This is a genomic window from Paenibacillus mangrovi (assembly GCF_022898935.1).
Taxonomy (GTDB): Bacteria; Bacillota; Bacilli; order Paenibacillales; family Paenibacillaceae; genus Paenibacillus_AQ; species Paenibacillus_AQ mangrovi.
Window position 1 is genome coordinate 303,300 of sequence record NZ_JALIRP010000007.1, and the last position, 24,688, is coordinate 327,987.

Annotated in this window: 25 protein-coding genes; 5 read left to right on the forward strand and 20 right to left on the reverse strand. The window is 45.9% G+C overall.

Features of this window, described 5'->3' with window-relative positions; genetic code table 11:
* Positions 1-205 precede the first annotated feature (205 nt).
* The 4 genes from MUG84_RS18435 to MUG84_RS18450 form a co-directional block, all read right to left on the reverse strand.
* Positions 206-1,879, reverse strand: coding sequence for a ribonuclease J (locus MUG84_RS18435; RefSeq protein WP_244727438.1), 1,674 nt, complete (start codon positions 1,877-1,879; stop codon positions 206-208).
* A gap of 177 nt (positions 1,880-2,056) precedes the next feature.
* Positions 2,057-2,710, reverse strand: coding sequence for a deoxynucleoside kinase (locus MUG84_RS18440; RefSeq protein WP_244727440.1), 654 nt, complete (start codon positions 2,708-2,710; stop codon positions 2,057-2,059).
* Entirely contained in the window at positions 2,707-3,330 is a 624-nt protein-coding gene (locus tag MUG84_RS18445) for a deoxynucleoside kinase (protein WP_244727443.1), read from the reverse strand. The genes MUG84_RS18440 and MUG84_RS18445 overlap by 4 nt, the downstream gene beginning before the upstream one ends.
* Before the next feature lie 1,086 nt (positions 3,331-4,416).
* Positions 4,417-5,088, reverse strand: a complete 672-nt coding sequence (locus MUG84_RS18450) for an FHA domain-containing protein (RefSeq protein WP_244727445.1) — start codon at positions 5,086-5,088, stop codon at positions 4,417-4,419.
* Positions 5,089-5,271: 183 nt separating this feature from the next.
* Between MUG84_RS18450 and MUG84_RS18455 the strand changes: the two genes are divergently transcribed.
* Positions 5,272-5,808, forward strand: coding sequence for an NTF2-like N-terminal transpeptidase domain-containing protein (locus MUG84_RS18455; RefSeq protein ID WP_244727447.1), 537 nt, complete (start codon positions 5,272-5,274; stop codon positions 5,806-5,808).
* Between the two features lie 113 nt (positions 5,809-5,921).
* Positions 5,922-6,734: a pyridoxine/pyridoxal/pyridoxamine kinase gene (pdxK, locus tag MUG84_RS18460; RefSeq protein ID WP_244727449.1), complete on the forward strand. Its 813-nt coding sequence runs from the start codon at positions 5,922-5,924 to the stop codon at positions 6,732-6,734.
* A gap of 111 nt (positions 6,735-6,845) precedes the next feature.
* Here pdxK and MUG84_RS18465 read toward each other — a convergent pair whose 3' ends face one another.
* From MUG84_RS18465 to MUG84_RS18515, 11 genes are all read right to left on the reverse strand, one after another.
* Positions 6,846-7,415: a DUF1700 domain-containing protein gene (locus MUG84_RS18465; RefSeq protein WP_244727452.1), complete on the reverse strand. Its 570-nt coding sequence runs from the start codon at positions 7,413-7,415 to the stop codon at positions 6,846-6,848.
* The gene (locus MUG84_RS18470; protein WP_244727454.1) at positions 7,408-7,755 is read right to left on the reverse strand and encodes a PadR family transcriptional regulator; all 348 of its coding nucleotides are present in this window, start codon (positions 7,753-7,755) and stop codon (positions 7,408-7,410) included. The genes MUG84_RS18465 and MUG84_RS18470 overlap by 8 nt, the downstream gene beginning before the upstream one ends.
* A 226-nt stretch (positions 7,756-7,981) precedes the next feature.
* Positions 7,982-9,418, reverse strand: a complete 1,437-nt coding sequence (locus tag MUG84_RS18475; RefSeq protein ID WP_244727457.1) for an FAD-dependent oxidoreductase — start codon at positions 9,416-9,418, stop codon at positions 7,982-7,984.
* Between the two features lie 13 nt (positions 9,419-9,431).
* Positions 9,432-9,950 (reverse strand): PadR family transcriptional regulator, encoded by a 519-nt coding sequence (locus MUG84_RS18480; protein ID WP_244727459.1) that lies wholly within the window; start codon positions 9,948-9,950, stop codon positions 9,432-9,434.
* Positions 9,951-10,230: 280 nt separating this feature from the next.
* The gene (nadE, locus tag MUG84_RS18485) at positions 10,231-11,049 is read right to left on the reverse strand and encodes an ammonia-dependent NAD(+) synthetase (protein ID WP_244727461.1); all 819 of its coding nucleotides are present in this window, start codon (positions 11,047-11,049) and stop codon (positions 10,231-10,233) included.
* 16 nt (positions 11,050-11,065) lie between these two features.
* A complete protein-coding gene (gene nadD, locus MUG84_RS18490; RefSeq protein ID WP_244727463.1) occupies positions 11,066-11,680 on the reverse strand; it encodes a nicotinate (nicotinamide) nucleotide adenylyltransferase in 615 nt (204 codons plus the stop codon).
* Positions 11,681-11,689: 9 nt separating this feature from the next.
* Positions 11,690-13,180: a nicotinate phosphoribosyltransferase gene (locus MUG84_RS18495; RefSeq protein ID WP_244727465.1), complete on the reverse strand. Its 1,491-nt coding sequence runs from the start codon at positions 13,178-13,180 to the stop codon at positions 11,690-11,692.
* Positions 13,181-13,182: 2 nt separating this feature from the next.
* Complete coding sequence (locus tag MUG84_RS18500; protein ID WP_244727468.1) at positions 13,183-13,749, reverse strand: cysteine hydrolase family protein; 567 nt, start codon at positions 13,747-13,749, stop codon at positions 13,183-13,185.
* Positions 13,750-13,774: 25 nt separating this feature from the next.
* Positions 13,775-14,551, reverse strand: coding sequence for an NUDIX hydrolase (locus tag MUG84_RS18505; protein ID WP_244727470.1), 777 nt, complete (start codon positions 14,549-14,551; stop codon positions 13,775-13,777).
* Between the two features lie 274 nt (positions 14,552-14,825).
* Complete coding sequence (locus MUG84_RS18510) at positions 14,826-15,950, reverse strand: glycosyltransferase family 2 protein (protein ID WP_244727610.1); 1,125 nt, start codon at positions 15,948-15,950, stop codon at positions 14,826-14,828.
* Positions 15,951-16,125: 175 nt separating this feature from the next.
* Positions 16,126-16,977: an AraC family transcriptional regulator gene (locus MUG84_RS18515; protein ID WP_244727473.1), complete on the reverse strand. Its 852-nt coding sequence runs from the start codon at positions 16,975-16,977 to the stop codon at positions 16,126-16,128.
* 124 nt (positions 16,978-17,101) lie between these two features.
* On the opposite strand from MUG84_RS18515, the gene MUG84_RS18520 reads away from it, so the two are divergent.
* From MUG84_RS18520 to MUG84_RS18530, 3 genes are all read left to right on the forward strand, one after another.
* Positions 17,102-18,085: a Gfo/Idh/MocA family protein gene (locus MUG84_RS18520; RefSeq protein ID WP_244727475.1), complete on the forward strand. Its 984-nt coding sequence runs from the start codon at positions 17,102-17,104 to the stop codon at positions 18,083-18,085.
* 25 nt (positions 18,086-18,110) lie between these two features.
* Positions 18,111-19,058, forward strand: coding sequence for an aldo/keto reductase (locus tag MUG84_RS18525; RefSeq protein ID WP_244727477.1), 948 nt, complete (start codon positions 18,111-18,113; stop codon positions 19,056-19,058).
* Between the two features lie 129 nt (positions 19,059-19,187).
* The gene (locus tag MUG84_RS18530; protein WP_244727479.1) at positions 19,188-20,060 is read left to right on the forward strand and encodes a pentapeptide repeat-containing protein; all 873 of its coding nucleotides are present in this window, start codon (positions 19,188-19,190) and stop codon (positions 20,058-20,060) included.
* A 75-nt stretch (positions 20,061-20,135) separates the two neighbouring features.
* On the opposite strand, the gene MUG84_RS18535 is transcribed toward MUG84_RS18530, so the two are convergent.
* The 5 genes from MUG84_RS18535 to MUG84_RS18555 all read right to left on the reverse strand — a co-directional run bounded on the left by MUG84_RS18535 (position 20,136) and on the right by MUG84_RS18555 (position 24,687).
* Positions 20,136-20,531, reverse strand: a complete 396-nt coding sequence (locus tag MUG84_RS18535; protein ID WP_244727481.1) for a VOC family protein — start codon at positions 20,529-20,531, stop codon at positions 20,136-20,138.
* Positions 20,532-20,760: 229 nt separating this feature from the next.
* The gene (locus tag MUG84_RS18540) at positions 20,761-22,722 is read right to left on the reverse strand and encodes an elongation factor G (RefSeq protein ID WP_244727484.1); all 1,962 of its coding nucleotides are present in this window, start codon (positions 22,720-22,722) and stop codon (positions 20,761-20,763) included.
* Between the two features lie 159 nt (positions 22,723-22,881).
* Positions 22,882-23,145, reverse strand: a complete 264-nt coding sequence (locus tag MUG84_RS18545) for a hypothetical protein (protein ID WP_244727486.1) — start codon at positions 23,143-23,145, stop codon at positions 22,882-22,884.
* Positions 23,146-23,319: 174 nt separating this feature from the next.
* A complete protein-coding gene (locus MUG84_RS18550; RefSeq protein ID WP_244727488.1) occupies positions 23,320-24,420 on the reverse strand; it encodes a GerAB/ArcD/ProY family transporter in 1,101 nt (366 codons plus the stop codon).
* A gap of 33 nt (positions 24,421-24,453) precedes the next feature.
* On the reverse strand, positions 24,454-24,687 hold the full coding sequence (locus MUG84_RS18555) for a hypothetical protein (protein ID WP_244727490.1): 234 nt from the start codon (positions 24,685-24,687) through the stop codon (positions 24,454-24,456).
* Position 24,688: the final 1 nt, after the last annotated feature.

The window sequence follows — 24,688 nt, forward strand, 5'->3', positions numbered from 1 at the left end:
ATAGCGGGGCATGACGGCGGAAGAGGATTTATCTATAGAAAAATGGCGGTACAGGAATAACTTCCTGCACCGCCATTTTTTCAATTTAGCATCATTTTTTTCTCAATGCGAGCTATGTTTCCAGCGAGCTTACCTCTTTTGGGACAGCCTCTTCATTTTCATCTGAAATGCGGTTAGTTCCGAATCAGTTTAACGGTACGATCACCTAAATTTCAATGATTATAGGTAAAATCATCGGTCTTCGTTTGGTCTGCTGGTAAATAAATTTGCCTACATGATCCTTTAAAGTCTGTTTGATCAGACTCCATTGAGTAGTCTGCGATTCCGATAACTCAGTCATGGTAGAATTTACAATATCTTGGATTTGCCCCATAAGCTCTTCGGAATCTTTTACAAAAACAAAACCTCTAGAAATGACTTCAGGTGAGGCAACCATGTGCCCTTCCGACTTGCTAAGCGTTGTCACGATAATTAGCATCCCGTCCGAAGAAAGATGCCGTCGATCCCGCAGCACGATATTGCCAATATCTCCGATCATCAATCCATCAACCAGGCTGTTGCCCGCAGGAATCTTTGATCCAATAGAAACTCCTCCGCTTTCAACTTGAACTGTATCGCCATTATTTATAATTAAGACATTTTCAGGTGGTATTCCGACCGACTCTGCCAGCTGCTTATGCTGATACAGCATTCGAGCTTCTCCATGAACTGGAATCAAATACTCGGGTTTCATCAAGGTCAGCATAAGCTTTAATTCCTCTTGGCTGCCATGGCCTGATACATGCATACCTGCAGCACTTCCGGATTTATAAATGACTCGCGCCCCCAGCACGCATAGGTTATTGATGACCTGCCCGAGATTTCTTTCATTACCCGGTATGGCTCCGGCGGCAATGATCACAGTATCACCAGGCAAAATTTCAATGTAAGGATGCTTGGAACTAGCCAACCTGGAAAGTGCAGCCATGGGTTCGCCTTGGCTTCCTGTACATAGCACCGCTATTTTTTCGGAAGGGTACCTCTCCGTTTCATCTGGCGAAATCAGCAAATCGTCGGGAAAATCCAAATAGCCAAGTTCCTTAGAAATGGTTACGACATTGACCATACTCCGGCCAAGCAGAACAAGCTTACGGCCTGTCTCCATCGCCGCATCGATGATTTGTTGAACTCGATTGACATTCGATGCAAATGTAGAAATAAAAACCTGCTTCTCAGCCTTGACAAACGCTTCAAGTATTTGCTCGCCTACATTACGCTCCGTAGGAGTAAATCCAGGCCGTTCGGCATTTGTGCTCTCAGATAAAAGGATTTTAACTCCCTTCATTCCGATTTCCGCCATCCGATGCAGATCTGGAAAAGGACCTTTAACGGGCGACATGTCGAATTTAAAGTCACCTGTATGTACCACATTTCCTTCCGGCGTCTGAAAGCACACACCCAAGCAGTCAGGAATGCTGTGAATGGTTGTAAAAAAGGTTGCCTGAATTGCCCCGGTGCTTACCGTGGAATTGACATCTATAATATGCAGCTGAGCATCGCGAAGAAGCCCATGCTCCTTCAACTTCATCTTTATTAGCTCGATGGTGAGCCGGGCTCCATAAACGGGAATATTTAATTGTTTTAAAAAATAAGGGATTCCTCCAATATGATCTTCATGACCATGCGTTACGATCAGAGCTTTTACATGTTCCTGATTTTCAAGCAGGTAGCTGATATCAGGTACAATCAAATCAATCCCGGGCAAGCTTTCATCCGGAAATTTGGAACCACAATCAATGACCACAATATCCTCGCCGTACTGAATCATATACATATTTTTACCGATTTCGTTCACGCCGCCTAAAGCCGCAATAAGTAATTTATTCTTTGCAGGATTCAACTGTATGTACCTCCTTCGAATTCATGACAGACATCGCTTTGGCAATTAGTATTTATTATCATGAGAAACTTATACACCAAAGCGTTCTGTACGATTCAATCTGCGGCTTGCGGCTATTAGGAATCCGGATATTATTAAAAAAACGGGTAATCCAGAATGGGTTACCCGTTTATCTTTTTACTTAGAAGCTGCAGACGTGGAAATCATGTCTCCCACCCGCTTCAGGATATCCTTCATGGATTCCGGATCATGGACGTCATATTCTTCAATATTTAAGCGCAGCACGGGGCAAGCGTCGAATTCGTTGATCCACTTGGAATACCGTTCATACATATGCTCCCAATAAGTAACATCCGTTTGGATCTCCATCTCACGTCCGCGTTCCTTGATTCGATTCAGGATGGACGGCAGGCTGCCTTCAATATAGATCAGAACATCCGGGTGCGGAAAATACGGTGTCATGACCATGGCATCAAACAGGCTGGTATATGTTTCATAATCTGTCTTGGACATCGTGCCTTGATCCGCATGCATTTTGGCAAAAATCCCCGTATCCTCATAAATGGAGCGGTCCTGCACAAAGCCTCCTCCCATTTCGAAGATCTTTTTCTGTTCCTTAAAACGCTCGGCAAGAAAGTAGATTTGCAAATGAAAGCTCCACCGCTCAAAGTCATGATAGAACTTCTCCAGATAAGGATTATGATCCACCTGTTCCAATGAAGTTTTAAAGCCCAACTGCTCGGCTAAAGCGGCGGTCAAGGTCGATTTACCCACTCCAACGGTGCCTGCGACTGTGATTATTGCATTTTCCGGAATAAGATATTGGTTCATTCCATAAACTCCTTTATTTGAGTGGCGATCTCTTCAAAATGCTCTTTATTCTCAACGAAATCAACCACATCTCCATTAATGGTTATGATATGGGTAGAAGGTTCATGTGCAGCCAGCGCGGTCATCGCAGCATCATAGTCTTCGATTAACTGCTGCAGATAGTTGTGATCGATGCCTTCCTCAAAAGTCCGCCCACGTTTAGCAATTCTTTTCAAAAGGGTATGAAGCTCTGCTCTAATGTAAATAATGATATTCGGTTTGGGCAAATCATCCGTAAGGACATGGTATATCTGCCGGTATTTTTCTCTCTCATTCCCTTTCAAGGTCCGATCGCTGAAAATGAGATTTTTGTAAATATGATAATCCGAAATGACAGGTTTCCCTTTATCGATATACTCGCTGACGATGTCCTTCAGCTGCTTGTAACGATTGCAGAGGAAAAACATCTCAAGTTGAAAGCTCCAATCATCCATGTTCTGATAAAATTTATCGATGAACGGATTCTCTTCAACAATTTCCTTCATAATCGGAAGCTGTAATTCTTCCGCAAGCATCGAAGCCAGCGTGGTTTTGCCCGCTCCGATGGGCCCTTCTACTGCAATAAATGGCGCTAGTTTCATTGATGCTGATTTCCTCCTCTAAGCTATAAGAAAAACGTCTATCGACGTACTTTCACTGATGACAGACCGCGTTTTAGATGTAGTTTTTCTTGCGATATCAGGATGCCTCTCTTGAAGTTTATACTTTCTGATATCTTAAGAAAAACGTCTATCGACGTACTTTCACTGATGACAGACCGCGTTTTAGATGTAGTTTTTCTTGCGATATCAGGATGCCTCTCTTGAAGTTTATACTTTCTGATATCTTAAGAAAAACGTCTATCGACGTACTTTCACTGATGACAGACCGCGTTTTAGATGTAGTTTTTCTTGCGATATCAGGATGCCTCTCTTGAAGTTTATACTTTCTGATATCTTAAGAAAAACGTCTATCGACGTACTTTCACTGATGACAGACCGCGTTTTAGATGTAGTTTTTCTTGCGATATCAGGATGCCTCTCTTGAAGTTTATACTTTCTGATATCTTAAGAAAAACGTCTATCGACGTACTTTCACTGATGACAGACCGCGTTTTAGATGTAGTTTTTCTTGCGATATCAGGATGCTTCTCTTGAAGTTTATACTTTCTGATATCTTAAGAAAAACGTCTATCGACGTACTTTCACTGATGACAGACCGCGTTTTAGATGTAGTTTTTCTTGCGATATCAGGATGCTTCTCTTGAAGTTTATACTTTCTGATATCTTAAGAAAAACGTCTATCGACGTACTTTCACTGATGACAGACCGCGTTTTAGATGTAGTTTTTCTTGCGATATCAGGATGCTTCTCTTGAAGTTTATACTTTCTGATATCTTAAGAAAAACGTCTATCGACGTACTTTCACTGATGACAGACCGCGTTTTAGATGTAGTTTTTCTTGCGATATCAGGATGCTTCTCTTGAAGTTTATACTTTCTGATATCTTAAGAAAAACGTCTATCGACGTACTTTCACATAATCTAAAAAACAGACTTACCTATTGTATCACTAGAGTTTATTTTCTCATAGTCACTTTACGCACCAATATATCGCGAATTCCTCTTCTGCCCAATCCCTGTTCTGAGGTCATTTCTGAATCAAAAAAAGGACCCTCAGGGGCCCCTTCTACATCATTTCTCTTTTCATGAATACGCCTTTTTTATAAACGGATTTGATGACAAAGTGACGGCCCAGCTTCTTGTTCGTGCGGTAAATCAGTGAATTCACTTCATCGATTCCGACAAGCTCGGTGTTCTCCATGCAACGCTCCGGCCATACATGCTGCATGATTTCTTCTTTGGTCACGAAGTGATCCAAACGGCTGTGAAGGAGCTTAAACAGCTGGTATTCCTTTTTGGATAACGTAATATTGTCTGTTCCCACCAGCACACTTTGCAAATGGTCGTTCAACCTCACTTCGTGCTCAAGCAGTTCGGAAATCAGGTATTCCCGCGTCTCTTCCATGTCACTGCTAATCTCCAGCTGCAGCTCTACAAGACCGTTAACCAGCGTCAAGGAGTCTTCGTAAGTCCAAAGGGTCCTCTGATGGGGAATCAGGCGCTGACCGTTCAGCTCGGTGCCGTTTTTGCTGCCCAGATCCTCAACATATATTTCATTATATACACGGTAAATGCGGCAGTGCTGTTTGGATACCAGCTGGTTAAAAATAGCCAGAACTGCATGATTCATACCGGTATGTCTGCCGATGGTAATGCTCTTCCCTTGTTCCAGATAATGAAATGAACCATGACCTTTTTGGCCGGCTGTATCTACCACGATTTTGATGATATCCGGCATTCGAATCTCTCGCTTTCTTTTTCAATGATAATTCTGATGAATCTTTTCAGAAAATGATAATTTCATCAGATTCATACCATTGTTTGCCGTGTTGGCAAAATTTATAGTATACATAGAGCAAGTTTCAGCTACTCCATCATATTATCAGTTCGTGAAATATTTTTCAAAAGCGAGGTTATAAACTTGAAGTCAAAACAGCTCTTAATGTACGCGATGCTCTCTATTATGGCGGCCAGCGTCCTGGCTCTGTATGTGTATTTTTTTGGGAAGCTGGATGAGCAGTCACCGAATGAGACCGTACATTCATATATAATCAGTTTGCAGGATCAGGATTTCAACCAGTTATATGACTTGATGACTAAGGAATCTCTAGAGAAATCCGGTCTAACGCGCGAACAGTTCGTACAGAAATACCAATCGGTATACAGCGGTATGAAAGTATCAAACATCGAGATCAGTGCAGGAACCCCAATTAAATCAGAGGAAAACTCCAACTATACGGTGGACTATTCCGCCCAGATCACAACCTTTATGGGTGAAATTCAGGAAAATTACAAACTAATCCTCGTTCAGGACAAAAGCGATAGATCCAATACCTGGAAAATACAGTGGCAGCCTACCCTCATACTCCCAGACAAGGTGGATGGGAATAAAGTAAAGATACAGATATCAAAGCCGGAGCTGGGAGACAAAATGGATCGTGTGGTATTTACTAACTGATTGGGGCATCATTACAATGAAAGTCTCCAAAAAAAACAACCAGTTCGTCGATTTTCTGGTATAATCAACTCGGTTTGTTACATATTTCATTGCAGGAAAAGAGGAATTGAACCGTGACCAAGATTATTAAAGCTCTTACCATTGCCGGCAGCGACTCCAGTGGAGGCGCAGGCATTCAGGCCGATCTCAAAACCTTTGAGGAGTACGGAACATACGGCTTCAGCGCACTGACAACCATTGTGACGATGGATCCGGATAACGGATGGCATCATAATGTTTACCCTATTGACGCCGCTTTAGTTGCGGAACAGCTCAAGACGATTTTCGCAGGCGGGCCCGTTGATGCGATGAAAACAGGGATGCTCGGCAGCGTTGATATCGTCCGTGTCGCTGAAAAAGCGATTAAGGATAACAAACAGAGCAATGTAGTTATAGATCCTGTGATGGTCTGCAAAGGCGAGGATGAGGTTTTGAATCCGGAGAGCGCCGATGCTATTCGGGATCTGCTCCTTCCGCTCGCAACCGTAGTGACACCTAACTTGTTTGAAGCCGGCGTATTGTCCGGTCTCGGAAAGCTTTCCACCATTGAAGATATGAAAGAAGCTGCACGCAAGATTCATAAGATCGGAGCTCAAAACGTCGTCGTTAAAGGCGGAAAAGCCCTTGATGGCGAAAAAGCGATTGACGTGTTCTTCGACGGTACCGAGTTTACCGTTCTGGAATCTGACAAAATCGAGCCGGCATACAACCACGGTGCAGGCTGCACATTCGCCGCCGCGATCGCAGGTGGATTAGCAAACGGTTTATCTGTGAAGGATGCCGTATCCAAAGCAAAAGATTTTGTATCCGCAGCAATCCGCAGCGGCTATCAGTTTAATGAATACGTCGGCCCTGTCTTCCATGGCGGATACCGTCTGGAGCGTTAATCCCCAGGCTATTAGGCCAGACGATTAGGTTTGAAAATGCAAAAGCCTCCTTCTACACACGAAGGAGGCTTTTCTATGTATACATCACAAGCTATAAGAATTTTCGATCCTTCAGTTTTCAAACGATCTCGCTCCCGGCAGCGAACGTCTGTAACGCTCGGACAGGAATGCAAGGTATTTCTTCAAACCCACCCAGCTGAAGTAGGCGATTCCGCCAACAATTGCGCTCACGACCGCAGCAAATACCATGCTGTATTCCGATGGAATTTCCACACCGGGCGCAATGGTCATATTGACCCAAGACGCGCCGAAAGTGCGCAGAATGCCTGCAATGAAAATCATTACGGCACAAAACCCGAAACCATAGGCTACCGTTGCCAGCACCGGAATTACCATAACGCTCAGGAGGCCGGTAGTACAGTAGAATCCGACCATCGTCAGCACATCCTTAATCGATCTTACACTCATATGCCCAGCCATATGTTCACTCCGGTAAGCTCTCGCCAGCTTGCGTGGATCGCCTAGACGTGAGAGGATTACGGCTTCAGGCTGTCCATTCGCAATTCCCTCTGCAATATGGCTTTCGATTTCCATAACTGCATCCATTCTTTCTGCATCAGGCAGCTTCTCCAGATAGTGGTTCAATTTCTCTAAATACGACCTTCCATACGCACTAATCATGATTCTCTCCTCCGAATAATTGAATATGTCCGACAGCACTGCTGATTTTGTTCCATTCCACCGACATCTTTTCCATCAAGCGGCGTCCGGAGTCCGTAAGACTGTAGTACTTCCGGGGCGGTCCGGATTCGGATTCCTTCCAGAAGGATTCAATGTATTTATCTTTAAGCAGCCTGCGCAGCAGCGGATACAGTGTTCCTTCCGTTATGGCAAGAGGCTCCCATTGATCAAGCAGCGTTACAAGCTCATATCCGTACCTGGGCTCTCTGCTGATCAGCTGCAAAATGCAATACTCTAGGATTCCTCTTCGAACCTGAGATGTCCATTCTGACATTTCCATACAACTGTCCGCTCCTTTCGTTACTATAATATCACCCAGTACTGTGCTTTGCAAGGTACTAGGTTGAGTACACTAACATATTTTTTTTAGCACATGGTCAGTGAGAATAAAGTATTAGACTGATCACAGAAATTGAAACAGCGACAGCCATGGACTAGAAAATAAAGTCCTAGACTATCGCTGTTTCATTGAACTAACGTGTTGCTAAGCGCCAATTAAGACCATACTAAAGTTCCTGATTGGCTTTCGTTTGCCCAGCTTGCTGCTTAGTGTGATCAGACCACCGGTCGCTAAACACCGCGCGCCGCAGTGAGGGCACCGCTCCGCAAAGCCTCAGGAAACCCTTGCCCGTAATCCGTGAAATGCGGCCGGCCAAAGCCTGCTTTGTGTTGCGCATCGAATCCTTAACGGCAGCGAAGCCATACTCCAACATCAATGCTTCATAACTGTGTATAGCCGGAATAAGGGATTGCTTTCCTAGCTTGACGTCTATCAGCATGCTGCAGAGCAGACTTGCGTCTCTCAGCGCGGTATTGGCACCAATCCCCCCCGCTGGAGTCATGCTGTGAATTGCGTCTCCAAGCAGAGTAACATTCGTACTCTCCCATGGTCTAATCGGAACGGAAGTTCTAAACTCGAATGCCTGGATCGTATCGGCGCTCGTCTCAACAATCATCCGGTGTAGGTCCGGGTGCCAGCCTTCGATCATCTGGCTGACTAGCTTTTGTAAGGCTTCACCCTGCCCGTCGGTGGCTTTAATGGTACGGTCATCGCGGCGAGTGATGAACGCCCAAAGAATGTAGTCTTTGTTTTCAAGGCTGTGGAAGAGCTGATCAGGGTTCAAACCTGCGGCTCTAACCTTGTCGCCGAGCAACTTCAGCGCTTCATCGGGAGTGCGTCTCCGGTTAAAGATGGCGGTGAACAGGAAGTGCTGCGGGCCCAGGATTACATTCATCCCGTTTGTAACCCGGTTCGGTAGCCAGACCCGAGTACCCTTGGTCAGCTCGAGCTTGCCGCCTATGCCGACCGCACCCGTGTCGACCCGCTCGGCCTTTGGCAGATACTGGCGGCGTACCCGGGAGTTGGCGCCGTCAACACCGACAAGCAGATCGCCGGTCGCCGTGGTACCGTCAGTGAAGACGGCGGTGACACGTCCGTTGGGTAAATGCTCATAACGAACAAACTCCTTATCGAAGTGTACATCATCGTCCAGTCCAGCGAGAAGAATTTGACGGAGGGTAAGCCGACTAACCGCGTGGTGGCCCTTTGACGGATCAGTCACCCCTCCGGTGACGATATCGTCTTCGACAAGCACCAGCGTCCGCAGCTTCTCGTCGAGGAATCCGAAGCCTGCGCCGGGGTCACCAGCAGTGGCGACGAACGCATCCCATAGAACGGTGGGAAGACAGCTGTTTAGAGCCCGGCTGCCGGTCGGGTCAATATGAATGCGATAGCCCTGTTCGCGGGCGGTGGGAGTACGGTCCCTCTCGTACACCGCAATGCTGATGCCAGCCTGCTTCAACCCATGGGCCAGGCAGAGTCCGCCGATCCCGCCGCCGATGATGAGGACATGAAGCGGTACGGCTGAGTCGAAATTTTCTTTGTTGGTTGTGGAGTTTAACTTAGGTTGTCCTTGTGAGCTGAAGGTGGTCACATTTGACATACTCCATTTCTCCTTACTGATTTCGCATATTTTGAACATATTCAAGATCGGATTTCCACAAGTTAATATTACGGTTCATCACAGAAATTACCGAGTGCAGCTGACCTTCACTTTCCTGAAGTCTTTGTTGCAGATCTTCTAGCTCACTTTGAATATAGAAAACATGAGTTTGACAGTAGTTGATATAGTGGTCCAACAAATAATCACGCTGACCTTGCGTCAGCAAATCCAAAAAAATCATTTTGTACCAGAATATTTTTTGGTATTCACCCAGACTGGAAGTAGTATCCATGATCAAATTATAAAAGTGATTCTGACCGGAATCTGTAATTTGATACACTCGCTGACGGTTTTCATTTGGTGTGCCGGCATCCGTAATGAGAGCTTGCTTTTCTAGCTTTACAAGCAATGGATAAAGTCGGCCGCTGCTGAACTTGGCATAAGGTCCGACAATATCGTTAACAATCTTTGATATCCGGTAACCATGCATGGGGTAACGCATAAAGAAGCCCAGAACGATCATTTCGTACATAGATGTCTTGATTCCCTCCATTTCCTCTCGACTCACTCATGTTATGTCATCATGATATATCATGGTAATATATTATTATCACCTCAGAAAAGAGTCAAGGGATTGCCGTACCGAACTAAAAAAATATTTTGCGAACCTGTATCATCATATCACTCCAACTTAAGCAAATCTGCCCGTTAGCTCAACGCCGCCGCGTGAGTCTTTATTTTCGACAACACAACTCTTCACAAAAAAAAGCCCAATCTGCCCGAAGCAGACTGAGCTTATATATGTTTGAGGCTTACTTCCACCACTCATCAAAAGGTGTTACTGGCATCTCGCGTTTATGCTGCGAGTTATTGTAGCGTTTTTCGATCTTCTCTTGCTCTTCCGGATCCACTTTATTCCCAACCAGATATTCATCGATGACGTTATATTTCATTCCCAGCTCCGTTTCATCGGCCTGTTGAGGTTTGTTATCCAGGAGATCCGCAGTCGGCGTTTTCAGGTACAACCGTTCTGCCGCTTGCAGCTCCTTCAAGAGCTCACGCCCTTGTCCTTTGGTAAGTCCTGTCAACGGAAGGATATCCACTCCTCCATCTCCGAATTTGGTGTAGAAGCCCGTAATCGCTTCTGCCGCATGGTCAGTTCCAACGACTAAGCATTGACGTTCTCCGGCAATCGCATATTGCGCGATCATGCGCATTCTCGCCTTCACGTTCCCTTTATGGTAATCAGGAAGTGCGCTGCCGGTGGTTTCGACATATGTTTCAGCCAAAGCATTCACAGCATTTGCGATATTGAAGTCAAAGGACTGATCCGGCTTGATAAATGCCAGCGCTTCCTGGGCATCGTCTTCATCCTTTTGAATGCCAAAAGGCAATCGGACGGCAAAAAAAGTTGCCTCATAACCTTCCGCACGAAGTTCTTCAGCAGCAAGTTGGGACAACCGGCCGGCAAGCGTGGAATCCTGCCCCCCGCTAATGCCCAGTACAAATCCTTTTGCTCCTGCCTTTTTGCAATAGGCTTTAAGAAAATCGATCCGGCTGCGGATTTCTTCTTTCGCGTCAATGACCGGCTTTACGTTCAGGGTTTTCGTAATTTGTTCTTGAGTGCTCATGTGTGGTCTCTCCCTTTTATCGATATAATTGATGGGCTTTAATGTAGTCGTAGCATTTGTCGGGTACTAAGTACCGGGGTTCTCCACCCTTGTTGAACTCGTCGCGGATATAACTCGAACTGATCTCCATCGCGAGGCCTTTATCGATCAGATGAAACGTTTGCCCGTCATCCGCATTTCGAAGAATCGGTGATTTGCTAATTGCGGACAACATGTTAATGCCATCCCTGGCCATGACGATAAATTTATTTTCCTGGATTAATTCTTCGGATTTCTTCCATTTCCCTTCACCGATATCGAGCAGCAAGTCGGCTCCCATAATAAAATAAATTTCGTCATCCGGAAATTGTTCTTTAAAATGCTTAAGCGTGAGATAAGTGGCAATCTCCCACCCAACCTTCTTCATTTCATAATCGTCCGCTACGAATTTATCATTGCCTTTAATAGCCATCTCAATCATGTTCCATCGGTGCTCGTCGCTGATATGCAGCTTTTTGTCGGGTCTTTTGCTGGAGCATGGCAGAAATATCACCCGGTCCAGTTTGCAGCGGTGGGCAACCGTGCTTGCGGTCCAGAGATGAACGTTGGTAATGGGATCAAAGGATGATCCGTATATTCCTATTTTAGCCATGGCAGCCTCCTATGCTTGCATCCGCTGTTTCACTTTTAGCTGTACTTCTTCGATCAGCTTCATTTTGTTATCCCAGCATTGCTGGCTTAAGTTCACCGGATATTCAGCCGGATTCAGAGTCCGTTTGTATTCTTCCCAGAGGACTTCCAGATTCTCTTTTACAAAAGCCTGAATGTCCTGCAGCGCAGGCAGCTGATATACCAATTCGCCCTTCTCAAAAATCATATGGTGAAGCTCCCGGGCTTCAAAGCTCGTCACGAATTTCGCGATATACGTATGAACCGGATGGAACATCTTGAGACAATCCTGGCTTTGCGGCTCCTCATGTTCCAGCGCAATGTAATCCCCTTCCGATTTGCGGCTCACTTTATTGATGATACGGAACACTCTTTTTCGTCCGGGAGTTGAAATCTTTTCGGGATTGGAGCTGATTTTGATCGTGTCCGCCATATGTCCGTTCTCGTCTTCGATCGATATCAGCTTGTAAACAGCCCCCAAGGCAGGTTGATCGTAAGCGGTGATCAGCTTCGTACCCACACCCCATACATCGATTCGGGCCCCTTGCGTTTTCAGATTCATGATCGTCTGCTCGTCAAGGTCATTCGATGCGTAAATCTTCGCATGTTCGAAACCTGCGCTGTCCAGCATTTTTCGTGCTTCTTTAGATAAATAAGCCAAATCGCCGCTATCCAAACGAATCCCTTTAAAGTCTATCCGATCGCCAAATTCTTTGGCAACCTGAATTGCCGTCGGAACGCCCGAACGGAGTGTATCGTACGTATCGACAAGAAAAACGCAGTCTTTATGACTCTCCGCGTATTTGCGGAAGGCGGTGTATTCATCGCGATAAGCCTGCACCAGGGAATGTGCATGAGTCCCGACGGTCGGGATGCCGAAAATCTTTCCAGCCCGCATATTCGATGTCGCATCAAAACCTGCCAGATATGCCGCTCTGGTTCCCCAGATGGCCGCATCCAATTCCTGCGCTCTTCGGGTACCAAACTCCATCGTAGTCTCCTGACCCACGACCTGCTTGATCCGCGAGGCTTTAGTAGCAATTAGCGTCTGATAATTAACAATATTAAGAATAGCCGTTTCGATGAGCTGCGCTTCCGCAAGTGTTGCCTCAACCCGCATGATCGGTTCATTGGCAAAGACCAATTCCCCTTCTTTCATCGAGAGAACCGTCCCAGTGAACCGAAGCGAAGCCAAATATTCAAGATAATCTTCAGCATAACCATCTTCCCGCAAGAATGCCAAATCACTGTCGCTGAAACGAAACGCATGCAGGTAGCGGATAACTCTCTCTAATCCCGCAAAAATTGCATATCCGTTCTGGAAAGGAATTTTCCGGAAGTAAACTTCGAATACGGCTTTTCGTTCGTGAATCCCATCTCGCCAGTAGGCTTCGACCATATTGATCTGGTATTTATCTGTATGAAGGGTAAGACTGTCGTCCGGGAAAGGAGTCTCTGGAATCTTAATCATTTGCTTAGTCATGGTCAGCCCTCCTTGATTTCCGCACCCAGCGAACCTTTGAAATGACGCAGAGCCCATGTATGTCCTTCCGGATCGAAGCTCGCTACGGCATCCTGGTGAATGACGATATCGAATCCTTTGTTATAGGCATCAACAGCTGTATGCAAAACACAAATATCTGTACAAACGCCCACAAGATGAAGTTCGGAAATGCCTCTTGCCCGAAGCTGCAGTTCGAGATCCGTTCCTGCAAACGCGCTGTATCTCGTTTTGTCCATCCAATAGACGTTATCCGAGGCTTTGTTATCTTGATAAACGGCTTCGAGTGCTCCATACAGCTGGCGACCTGGCGTATCTTTGATGTTGTGCGGCGGGAACAGCTTGGTTTCAGGATGCAGCGTATCTCCCTCATGGTGCAGGTCTATGGCAAAGACGACGAAATCATGATTTGTAATAAACTCTTTTGTGAGCTGAGCGATTCGCTGCTCGATCGCCTGGCCCGGCTTCCCACAGGTTAATGCCCCATCAGCCGCCACAAAATCATTCGTATAATCAATATTGATCAGCGCTTTTCTTTTATCCGCATTCATTAAAGATCCCTCCTGAAATGGAAAATCATTTTTTCGCGTGATAGATCGAGTTATTCACTTCAACATCTATGAAACGGTATAACTGCGTCGGCTTTTTGGAAGTACGTGTGGTCTTTTTCCCGGGTACCTCCTGAATAAAAGGCAACGATTTAATTTTTCTTGCGAAAGCCGCATCAAGCACGATGGCCGAGTCGTTTGTAACGGTCTTCAGGACCGCCTGGAGCTCGGAGTACGTAAATTCTTCAGGTAAAAACTCTTTGGCCACCGTTGTTTCCAGCAGCTTTTGCCGGATTACGGCAATTGCATCTTGTATGATGCGTGCGTGATCAAAGGCCAGATCCAGATCCAGTACTTTCTCTACCGAAAAGAGTTCAACCTCACTGGCATCGTCGTTAGCCCGGCGTTCGGATAATAGATGTTCTGGCACGATCGCATAATGGGCGTTGGAGATGATCCAGCCTCTAGGGTCACGCCCCGGTGTATCATAAACTCCAAAATGCTCGAGATGAATATGATCCACGCCAGTCTCTTCTCTGAGTTCCCTTTGCGCCGATTGAAAAGCGGATTCTTCCGGATCCACAAAGCCGCCTGGCAAAGCCCATTTGCCCGCTTCCATATTGGGACGTCCTTCACTATCCAGCATACTCCGTTTGATGAGCATAATTTGAAGATCCATGAAGGGCGGTTTGAAGGTTTCCGCTTTCGCTGAAAGGATGGTAAATACGGCAATGTCTGATGTGTAACCATCCGGTGTTCTGTATTTTTTGACATCATACTGCTGCAGCGCTTGTTCGTTGGACATGTACCCGCCTCGCTTTTGATTCGTTTTTTCATTTAACATTTAACGTTTTGTTAATTGTATTATAGTTATAACGTATGCTTGTGTCAACCATTATGTTCCATATTCCATTTTTAAGCGTTATTTTACTCAAGCCCAAATAAACAAAAAGACGATCCAGAAAAAGCAAAGAACCTTGAACGGTATTGGGACTGACCCCAAACCGCCCGCTTTTTATACAGCAAAAAAAGCCTGAGCAATCAGGCTTTTGTACGAAAATACGCTCTTTCGTAATCGTTTAAGCTTTTAATTGATCTCGGTCATACGTTGTTCCGCGCCAGGTCATGCCTCCGCTCCGCGAAGCCTTGTAAGCACCACGCAAGCCGCCGATAATCAGAAAAGCAGCGACAATCGGGTGCGTTATTCCATACCATGGACCGCTGCCTGAATGTTTCGCGTAAACGTAATAAAGCCAAAGCACGGATAGAACACTCACTCCACACAGAAATCTTGCGGACACGGGACCGATGAATAAACCTACCCAAGGATAAATCATGGTGAGAAGACAGGACACGGTCGTTACAATTGCATTGGGGTATTGAAATACGGATTTCTCCACGCTCCCGATGAGCTGCTTGACACTCTCGTACCAATTCCAGACGGCAATCATCCGGGTTCCATAAACGGCATCCTGATGAAACCCCGCCTGCTTCACTTTTTTTCCCAAAGCGGCGTCATCCGTCGTTACATAAGAGAATGCAGCATGGGTTCCGATGTATTCGTACACCTCACGCTTCAGAAGGTTGAACGCTCCAACCCCCAAAGATTGCTGTGCTTTCGCGTTCTTGACCTTCCACAGCTGTCCGAACGATGATGAGCTCATGAAAATAAATGCGGCATACCATTTGGAGAAGATGTGATTCCCGGCGAAATCCGGTATCAAGGTCAGGTGATCCAAACCATGCTGGTGGACGTACGTAACCGCTTTAGCAATACATCTGGGCTCAAAGAGGATATCCGCATCCGTGAAGAGAATCCATTCCCCATTGGATTGCCTTGTTCCTTGATACAGTGCGTGGCTTTTGCCCATCCACTTCGCAGGGAGACCTGTCACTTCGATACCCTTGACTCGGGGATATTTTTTGACCAGTTTGTTGATGATTGATCCCGTAGAATCACTGGAGCGATCATTAACCACAATAACTTCCACATTCGAATAGGTCTGATTCATTAACGACTCAACACATCGCTCCAAAGCCTTTTCTTCGTTTCGTGCTGCAATGATGACAGAGATTTTCGGCTCGTCTTCTCCCCTCTTCTCTTCCGTGTATCGCAATGCTCCGATTTTTCTAACATTACATGTAAAAAGGATTGCGATCGACCCCCACATCAGAAGATTGATTCCTCCAAGAATCCAATACACGAAGTTCAAGCTGTTCCACCACTTTCGAATAATTTGAACGTCCGTTCTAATCTTTAGAAAGAGAAAGAGCCGTTGCAAAAAGGGCCCTCGATATCAATAGAACGATCGTACTAATATTAGTTTAATCACGTTTCCTGAATTTGACAACATTTTTCGATTCTACTTTGTGTCTAAGTTATGAACCTTTATCATGCACACCATAAAGTCTGCGGTAAGCAGTGGGAGTCATCCCTTCATGCTCCATAAATCGCTTGTTAAAATAACTGACGCTTGGATACCCTGCATCTTCAGCAATCTGTCCTACCGTTGTTTCCTTGCGCTCCAAAAGCCACTGTTTGGCCGCCTGCAGACGGCATCGTGTAATGAACTCCATCGGCGTCATTTCCATGACACTACGGAACAGCTTACAGAAATAGTAGCTGCTGACGCCCAATCGTTCGGACCACTCTTCCAAGCTAAAAGGCTTCACCGCTTCTTGCTGCATTTCAGGGAGAAGCTCAAGAATTCGCCGATTCGATGTATTCGTCTTGCTGCCCGTGAGTGCGGAGGCCTGCTCTACAAAAGCACTGATCAGCGCGTAAGTCAGCGTGGACAAATGCACCGGATGCAGCATCCGATGATCCTCGGCTTCCCGCAGCAGCTCTTCATGCGCTTTTTCAAAGAGATCCGTCCGGCGGATCGACCACAGTAGACTCTTGTGAAGTCCTCTCTCAACCAAATAAGAGGAAAGTCCGTTTCCGTAAAAATGAACCCAGCGTACATCCCACGGATCGTCCTTACTACTGTAATATCGCTGCTCCTGCATCGGAAAATAAAGCACGGCCTCCCCGGCTCGCAGCTCATGCACGACACTATCGATTTCTACATAGCCTTTACCTGCAGCAACATAATGAATGTTGAAATTATTCAATACTCCAGCTTTACGGATTACGCTGTGGTCTGGATCTTTTTGATATATACCTACGGATTCTGGAAAACAGAAAAAGGGCATTTCCGGCAGCGTGAGCAGGTGGATTTGTCTTTTCATGACTCCTCCTCGCAATGACAATATTGTTATAACCAAATGCAATATAATATTATATAAATTTTAATTTAGATCTTTTATAATCGCAATATAATCATAAAAGAAGTAAAGGAGCTGAACTTTTCTTATGAGTCGTAAACTGAAATGGGGTATTCTCGGCTGCGCCGGTATTGCCAAGAGAGCGGTTATTCCAGGTGTACATATGTCTGAAATGAATGAAGTTGTGGCGATCGCGAGCAGAGATGAAAATAAGGCCAAGCAAACGGCTGAAGAACTCCATATTCCTGTCGCCTATGGCAGTTACGAAGCGATTCTCGAGGATCCATCCATCGATGTCGTCTACATTCCCCTTCCGAATCATCTCCACAAGGAATGGACGATCCGGGCGGCGGAGGCCGGCAAGCATATTCTGTGCGAAAAACCTCTCGCTTTAACTGCAGCAGAAGCCGAGGAAATGGCTGACGCCGCAGAGCAGGCCGGTGTTTATTTAACTGAAGCTTTTATGTATCGCTATCATCCGCGGTACGATGCCATAAAGGAATTGATCCAGTCAGGTGCGATTGGAGAAATCAGGGGCATACGGAGCGCATTTACGTTTAACAATGCAGGAGATTCGGGGAATGTCCGCTACCGGAAAGATTGGGGCGGAGGGTCCATCTATGATGTCGGCTGCTACCCGATTAGTGTAGCCAGGCTGCTTCTCGGTAAAGAGCCGGATGCGGTAACAGTAAATGCCTTCTTTTCCCCTGAACATGACGATGTGGACATGATGGCTTCGGGTTTGGTTGATTTCGGTGATGTTTCCCTTACGTTTGACTGCAGCATGTGGGCAGCTTCACGTAATCCTCTGGAGATTCTCGGAACGGAAGGCATCATTGAGGTCCCTTCAGCATTCGTGGGAAGCGGCAACTTCTACATCATTAGCCGTGGAGAACGGAAGGAAATTCAAGTACCGAATGTGAATGCTTATACAGCTCAAGCCGATCATCTTGCTTCTGCCATTCTTGGCGAGTCTTCCCTGCTCTATGATCCGAAAGACGCCATTGCCAATATGAAAGTCATTGATGCATGTCTGCTGTCTGCACGTGAGCATATCCGGGTAGTACTATAACCTACCAATCAAGGAGGGAATGTAAATGGAATACATTAAAGTTGAAGGATTAGATAAACCGATTTCTCGGTTAATGAAAGGTTCGGATTATTTTTATCATGATTCCTATGAAAAAGCCGCTGCGAATCTGGATGCCTTCTTGGCCATCGGCGGCAACTCCATTGATTCGGCCCATATTTACTGCGGTGGACAAAGTGAGGAAGTCATAGGCCGCTACATGCAGGAAAGAGGCAACCGGGATCAGCTCGTTATTTTAACGAAGGGTGCCCATCATGACCAGAACGGTCCGCGCGTCTCTGAAAAGGATATCCGCCATGACCTGACGAAAAGTCTGGAGCGGCTGCAAACCGATTTCATTGATTTGTATGCGCTTCACCGTGATGATCCTAACGTGCCTGCGGGAGAAGTTATCGAGATCCTGAATGAATACGTAACGTCCGGTGTTGTTGGTGCCATCGGCGTGTCCAACTGGACCTGGAAACGCATACAAGAAGCGAATGAATATGCTGCAGCTCATCAACTAAGAGGATTCACCTTTAGCAGCCCGAACCTGAGTTTGGCTAAAGCCAATGAACCGTTCTGGACCGGCTGTGTATCGGCAGATGAGGAGACATGTGCTTGGCATGAGAAGGAACAATTCCCACTGTTCTCTTGGTCTTCCCAGGCAAGAGGATTCTTCACCGGACGTTTCTCGCCTGAGGTTCGTGACAATGCCGATCTGGTTCGTGTCTTTTATAGTGACGAGAATTGGGAGCGATTGGACCGGGCCAAGCAGTTGGCCGATTCCAAAAATGTTACCGCCATTCAAATTGCGCTTGCATACGTCCTGAATCAACCCTTCCCTACCTGTGCACTTATCGGAGCTCAATCAGCCGAAGAACTGCGCTCCTGTGACGAAGGTTCACTAATTCATCTCACGAAGGATGAGCTTGATTGGCTTGATCTGACGACCGAAAAGCTAACAAAGATCTAATATATAATCAGCAGGCATGCTCCTTTCTTGGTGAAAGGGCATGCTTGTTTTTTTAATTAAATAAACACTTAATGCAGCAAATGTTGTAGAATTTAATAAGAATTGATTTAAAGGAGATTTCACCCTAAGATGTCTACGAATCAGGACCATTTACAATATCCATTAGACAGCAGCGATTTGCATGCAAACTGTGAGCAATGCTTTGGGCTGTGCTGTGTCGCTCTTCCCTATTCCGCCTCATCTGACTTCGCCATTGACAAAGAAGCCGGAAAGCCCTGTGGGAACCTGCAGGCGGATTTTCGCTGCAGCGTACATACAACGCTCAGAAAGCGCGGAATGCGCGGCTGTACGGTGTATGATTGCTTCGGTGCAGGCCAGAAGGTTTCCCAGGTAACCTACAAGGGAATCGACTGGAGACAAGCTCCGGAGACCGCGAAGCAAATGTACGAAGTTTTTCCTATCATGTGGCAGCTTCATGAGCTGTTATGGTATTTGACAGAAGCGCTGACATTAAAAGCTGCACAGGAGATCCATGATGACCTGCGTCTGGCTGTTCAGGAAACCACTCGTCTAACGCTCTTAGGCGCAGAAGAGTTGCTGCGAGTGGATGTCGCAGCGCACCGTGTTGAGGTCAACGTTTTGCTCCTTCGGACAAGTGAGCTTGTCCGTGAGGATGCCCGCAGTATGCATAAGGGTCAACGGAAAAGCCCTAAAATACAAGGACGGGGAGCTGATCTTATCGGAGCCAAGCTGAAAGGCGCCGATCTCAGATACCAAAGCCTAAGAGGTGCTTACCTTATAGCTGCCGATCTCAGAGGTGCGGACCTCCGGGTAACGGATCTGATCGGAGCGGATTTCCGGGACGCTGACATCAGAGGAGCCAACCTGGCCGGTAGCCTCTTTCTGACGCAGGCGCAGGTGAATGCGGCTAAAGGTGATACTGCCACCAAGATACCGCCCACGCTCGCACGTCCATCTCACTGGGACACTTCTGGAAAGTAATCTTGTTGACGATGGAGATTCAGCCACCAAAAGAACAAGCTTTTTGGGACAGGTCGCTCAATCTGGACTCTGTCCCTATGCCAATTGTTGCGCAATCTCCCAGGCATGTCCTGCAGGATCGATGAATGAAGCCGTGCGCACTCCCCACGGCCGGTCGATCGGACCGTTAAGAAGAGTAACCCCGAGGTTTTTCAATTTAGCACAGACCGTATCCACATCATCGACCCGAATGGTGAGCAGGAAACGGGATCCAGATTCACGCGTTGCGATCGCTCCCGGATTCATTAATTCATATGACTCAGAAATATCAAGGAGGTTCACGCTCATATTCCCAAAATTAAATACCGACGAGACCTCGTCTTCATATACGGCTTGAAATCCGAATACTTCCTGATAGAACGCCTTCACCTTCTGAAAATCCTCAACAAATAGCGTAACGACATCCACATTCATAGATCCTAAACTCTTCATATGTACACCCTCTTCCCTGACATTTATCCCTATTCATGCATATTATACCAAATTGCACCATCCGCCGATAGACCAACGTCTCCTGCTGTGACATCCTTTCGAACAGTGAGTCCTCTCGCGACGCTCTACCGATGGTATGTGATCTCAGTTTTCCTTGACGCCTTATATCAATGATTGTTGTCCTTCTCACCAATCACAATAAACAAATGGAACAATTAAAAAATACCGGTTAAGCCCGAATCATATAATTCTCCGCCTCATGCCAATCAACTCCAAATGCCTTCCCTTTGGAGCAAAAAATAGAACTTGACGTATACTCAGGATCTGCATTTTTATCGTAGTTTTTGGAGGCGATGATATTCTCATAAGACCGGCATGGCTTATAACCGTTCAGTCTTAAAGTAAGGGCTCCCTTCCCTTTCGTAAAAGATGCCAGTTCTGATGCATAATTCATAAACAAGGACACTGGTGCTTCTCCTGTAAATATTGCCTTATCCCCTAACATTTCAGGTGGTTCAAAGCTTCCTTGTGCTTGCTGTATATCCGACATGACCCTTCCGATATGTTCCACGTCGACCTTTAGCTTAAATGCATAATACGGTTCCAATATTCTGTTATCCGCTTTCTCAAGTCCCTGACGCAGTGCACGAAGAGTTGCCTCGCGGAAATCTCCTCCGGTCGTGTGCTTGTTATGGGCTCGTCCCGTCAGGAGCGTTACGATGATATCCGTTAATGGGGATCCAGTTAACAACCCACGATGATCCTTCTCCGTCACATGCTGTCCAACCAGATTCTGAAATCCAACGCTAAGATCATCGGGATGGCATTGATTCACGAAGGTTACTCCGCTGCCGGTAGGCCCAGCTTCAATCAGCAAATGAACCTCAGCATAATGGCCGAGCGGCTCAAAGTGTCCATATCCAAGCGTTTTTCCCACAATCGTTTCTTTATACAATATCTCCGGCTTACCGAATGAGACTGCAAATCCGAAACGATCCTGTACAACCTGAGCAAGGACTTCCAATTGTATGGTTCCCATGACATGGATGTGAAGCTCCTGCAATGCCTCATCCCACACAACACCCAAGGATGGATCTTCCGCATCGAGTATATGAAAACAGCGGAGAACTTCGCGTATAGGAATAGTCCGATCGTATATTACCTTCGATTTCAATGCTGGTACAAGCTCATATGCTGTACGTTCGTGTGATGCCCCGAGGCTTTGTCCTGTGGAGACCATGGTTAAACCCGTCACTGCAATCAGCTGACCGGCAGCAGCCTCGTCTATGGATGCATATTTTTCACCATTATATAAGCGGATCGAAGTGATTTTTTCCCGCTGCTCCTCTCCTGTCGAATCGATGTATGTCAACTCATCTCTAACGCTTAGCTTTCCTTGGAGCATTCTCAGGAATGTTAACCGTACTCCCTGCTGATCATGACGTATTTTATAGACGCTTGCTGCAAAGGGGCTCGCCGTATCGTACGCCGTCTTCGTAAGCAGTTCCAGGTTATTTAAAAATTCTGCAATTCCCTGATCCTGCAGCGCTGAACCACACATGACCGGAAAAGCCAACCGGCGCTTAAGTAGCGAACTGATCGCAGAAATAACCATGGATGTTTCGGCATGCCCCTCTAGGTATGCATTCAGCAGCAGCTCATCTCGTTCAGCAGTGAATTCGATAACGTCTTCTGTCATTTCTTCCGTTAATGAACCGGAAATCAGGAATGCATCCGGTGTCAGCTGGAGCCGGATTTGTTCCAGCACCGCATCCACATTTGCCCCTGCCCGGTCTATCTTGTTGACAAAAAACAAAACAGGAATTCCAATCTTCTGCAAAAGCTGCCATACGGTCTCCGTATGTCCTTCGACTCCTTCGACGGCGCTGATAATGATTATGGCATAGTCCATCACCTGAATTGCCCGCTCCATTTCGGCCGAGAAATCGACGTGTCCTGGTGTATCGATTAAGTAATAAGTCGAGCTGCCGCAAGTCATAACGGCTTGATCCGCAAAAATGGTAATTCCACGGGCGCGTTCCAGCTCATGGCTGTCTAAAAAAGCATCCTTGTGGTCGACTCTCCCACGGTTTCGAATGCTGTTCGTATGATAAAGAAGCTGCTCCGCAAATGTCGTTTTACCCGCATCCACATGAGCGAGCAATCCAATCGTCTTGTACATGTTTTTCATTACGCTATCACGTCCGTCTGCTCTCTTTTCATCAATGCTTTCTGCAAATTTCACAATATTGAGTATATCAGAAATCAGATGGTTAATATCAAAAAACCAACTCCAAATAGGGGAGCTGGTTTATAAGCATTGCCGATATTAAATGTTACATTCACCCTGTTAAACCAAAGAATTCTGCTTTTTCGCCCGGCCTTTCTTCATCACGGCAAACAATCCGATCACGCCATACATTGGAATAACATAGTAAAATGCAACCGTCAGATAGAACAGCCCCATTGGGTTACTGTTGAATCCAAATGCAGTCACTAGCCCGATAAACAACATCCCATTCATGATATTGGCGATCAAGATTTCATGTTTTTTACCAAAAATCAATATTCCGATTAAAGCTGCGGTGAATAATACAAGAATCAACGTGGTCATGGTTAACTCCTCCTAATACACTGATGCTTTATCATACGCTCTAATATTGCACCAATTCACAATTTAGACACATTTAAGTTATTTCCAAGATACCACAATTAATTATCAATGAAAAGGCTTTCATTAAAAAATAGTTTTCTATTAGCGCAGATGATCCATCGAACACACCATAGTCTATGATTTACCTTTCCATTTTCGCCGGCATGCCCACGTTATCCATAAGATGCAAGGAATAACAACCGCATTCGTAAGATCCCAGTCCATCCAATAAGGAACAATGTGCTTCAAATAGTAAAGAACGTCCGGAGCTGCCAGATCGGCCATGCCAAACAGCATGATTGCCGCTGGAAAGTATAGAATTTTTTGATTGCTAAGACCCGTCAATTGCGCGACTCCCATCGTAAAGGCATAATAACAGATCACTGCTTTGGAGAACGTTGAAATCAACCAAGCGACAGCCATCGTCGATTCAATACGCTGGAGAAAGTTACCGATGTTGATTTTTTGAGCCAGGAAATATGTTGGATACGTGTTGTTTATCGTCATATCCACTCCCAATACAAGCAATGATACAAGTATGATTAGACTCAATAACAATCCCGCTCCCAATGCGACGATAATGATATCCTTTTTGATTTTCTGCTCCCGCTTAACATACGGAATGACCATAAGCAAGACAATCAGCTCACCAAAAGGATAAATGGAAGCGAAATATGCACCATACAGTACGGGAATCGCACCATTTTCCAGAAACGGTTTTAAGTTCTCTGGTTTGCTTTGCGGGAGCAAGCAGAAGATGAAGATCATCGCGACCAACAAGAAAATGGGCAAGAGGATTTCGCTGCTTCGACCAATAGATTCGAGTCCGGCATGTAAAGCATAAACCATGAGCAAAATAAACAGGAGATAAATGATCTTAAGAGGCGTATTCAAAAAAATTTGCGTAGTCAAAAAATCCCCGACTTCCCGGACAAGATAAGAACATAACATAAAAAAATAAAACAAATACCATAGATTCACAATCGATCCCAGCCATTTCCCGAATATAAGCTGGATTGCTTCGACCAATGTCTTATCAGGGTGCAATTGGCTCACATGTAGCATCAGCCATAAGACGAGCAGCCCTCCCAGAAGACCAAGCAAAGAGGATATCCAAGCATCCTGCCTGGACATGCTCGAAATCGCAGATGGATAGATCAGAATCATATCCCCAATGCAAGACAGAAATATCAATACGGTGAATTGTCTGGTGCTTAAACGGCCCTTTTCCAGCATCCGCTTACTCCTCCTTTCATTAAGATTCATCTGCTAAGAAAACCACTGACCAAATAACCGATTCACCGGTTCATAGATAACCTCGATCAGCACCAAGGGTGTCTGAATCTTATAGAGAATGATGGAAAGTATGCTAAAACTGGCGCCTGCAAGCAGCATCAATACGATAACCATCACTTCCTTCCACTGACGCTGCCTGAATACATTCGGCAATTCAATCCATGCTACAACGGCAACCATACCGAGAACCAGCAACACAGCGAGCATT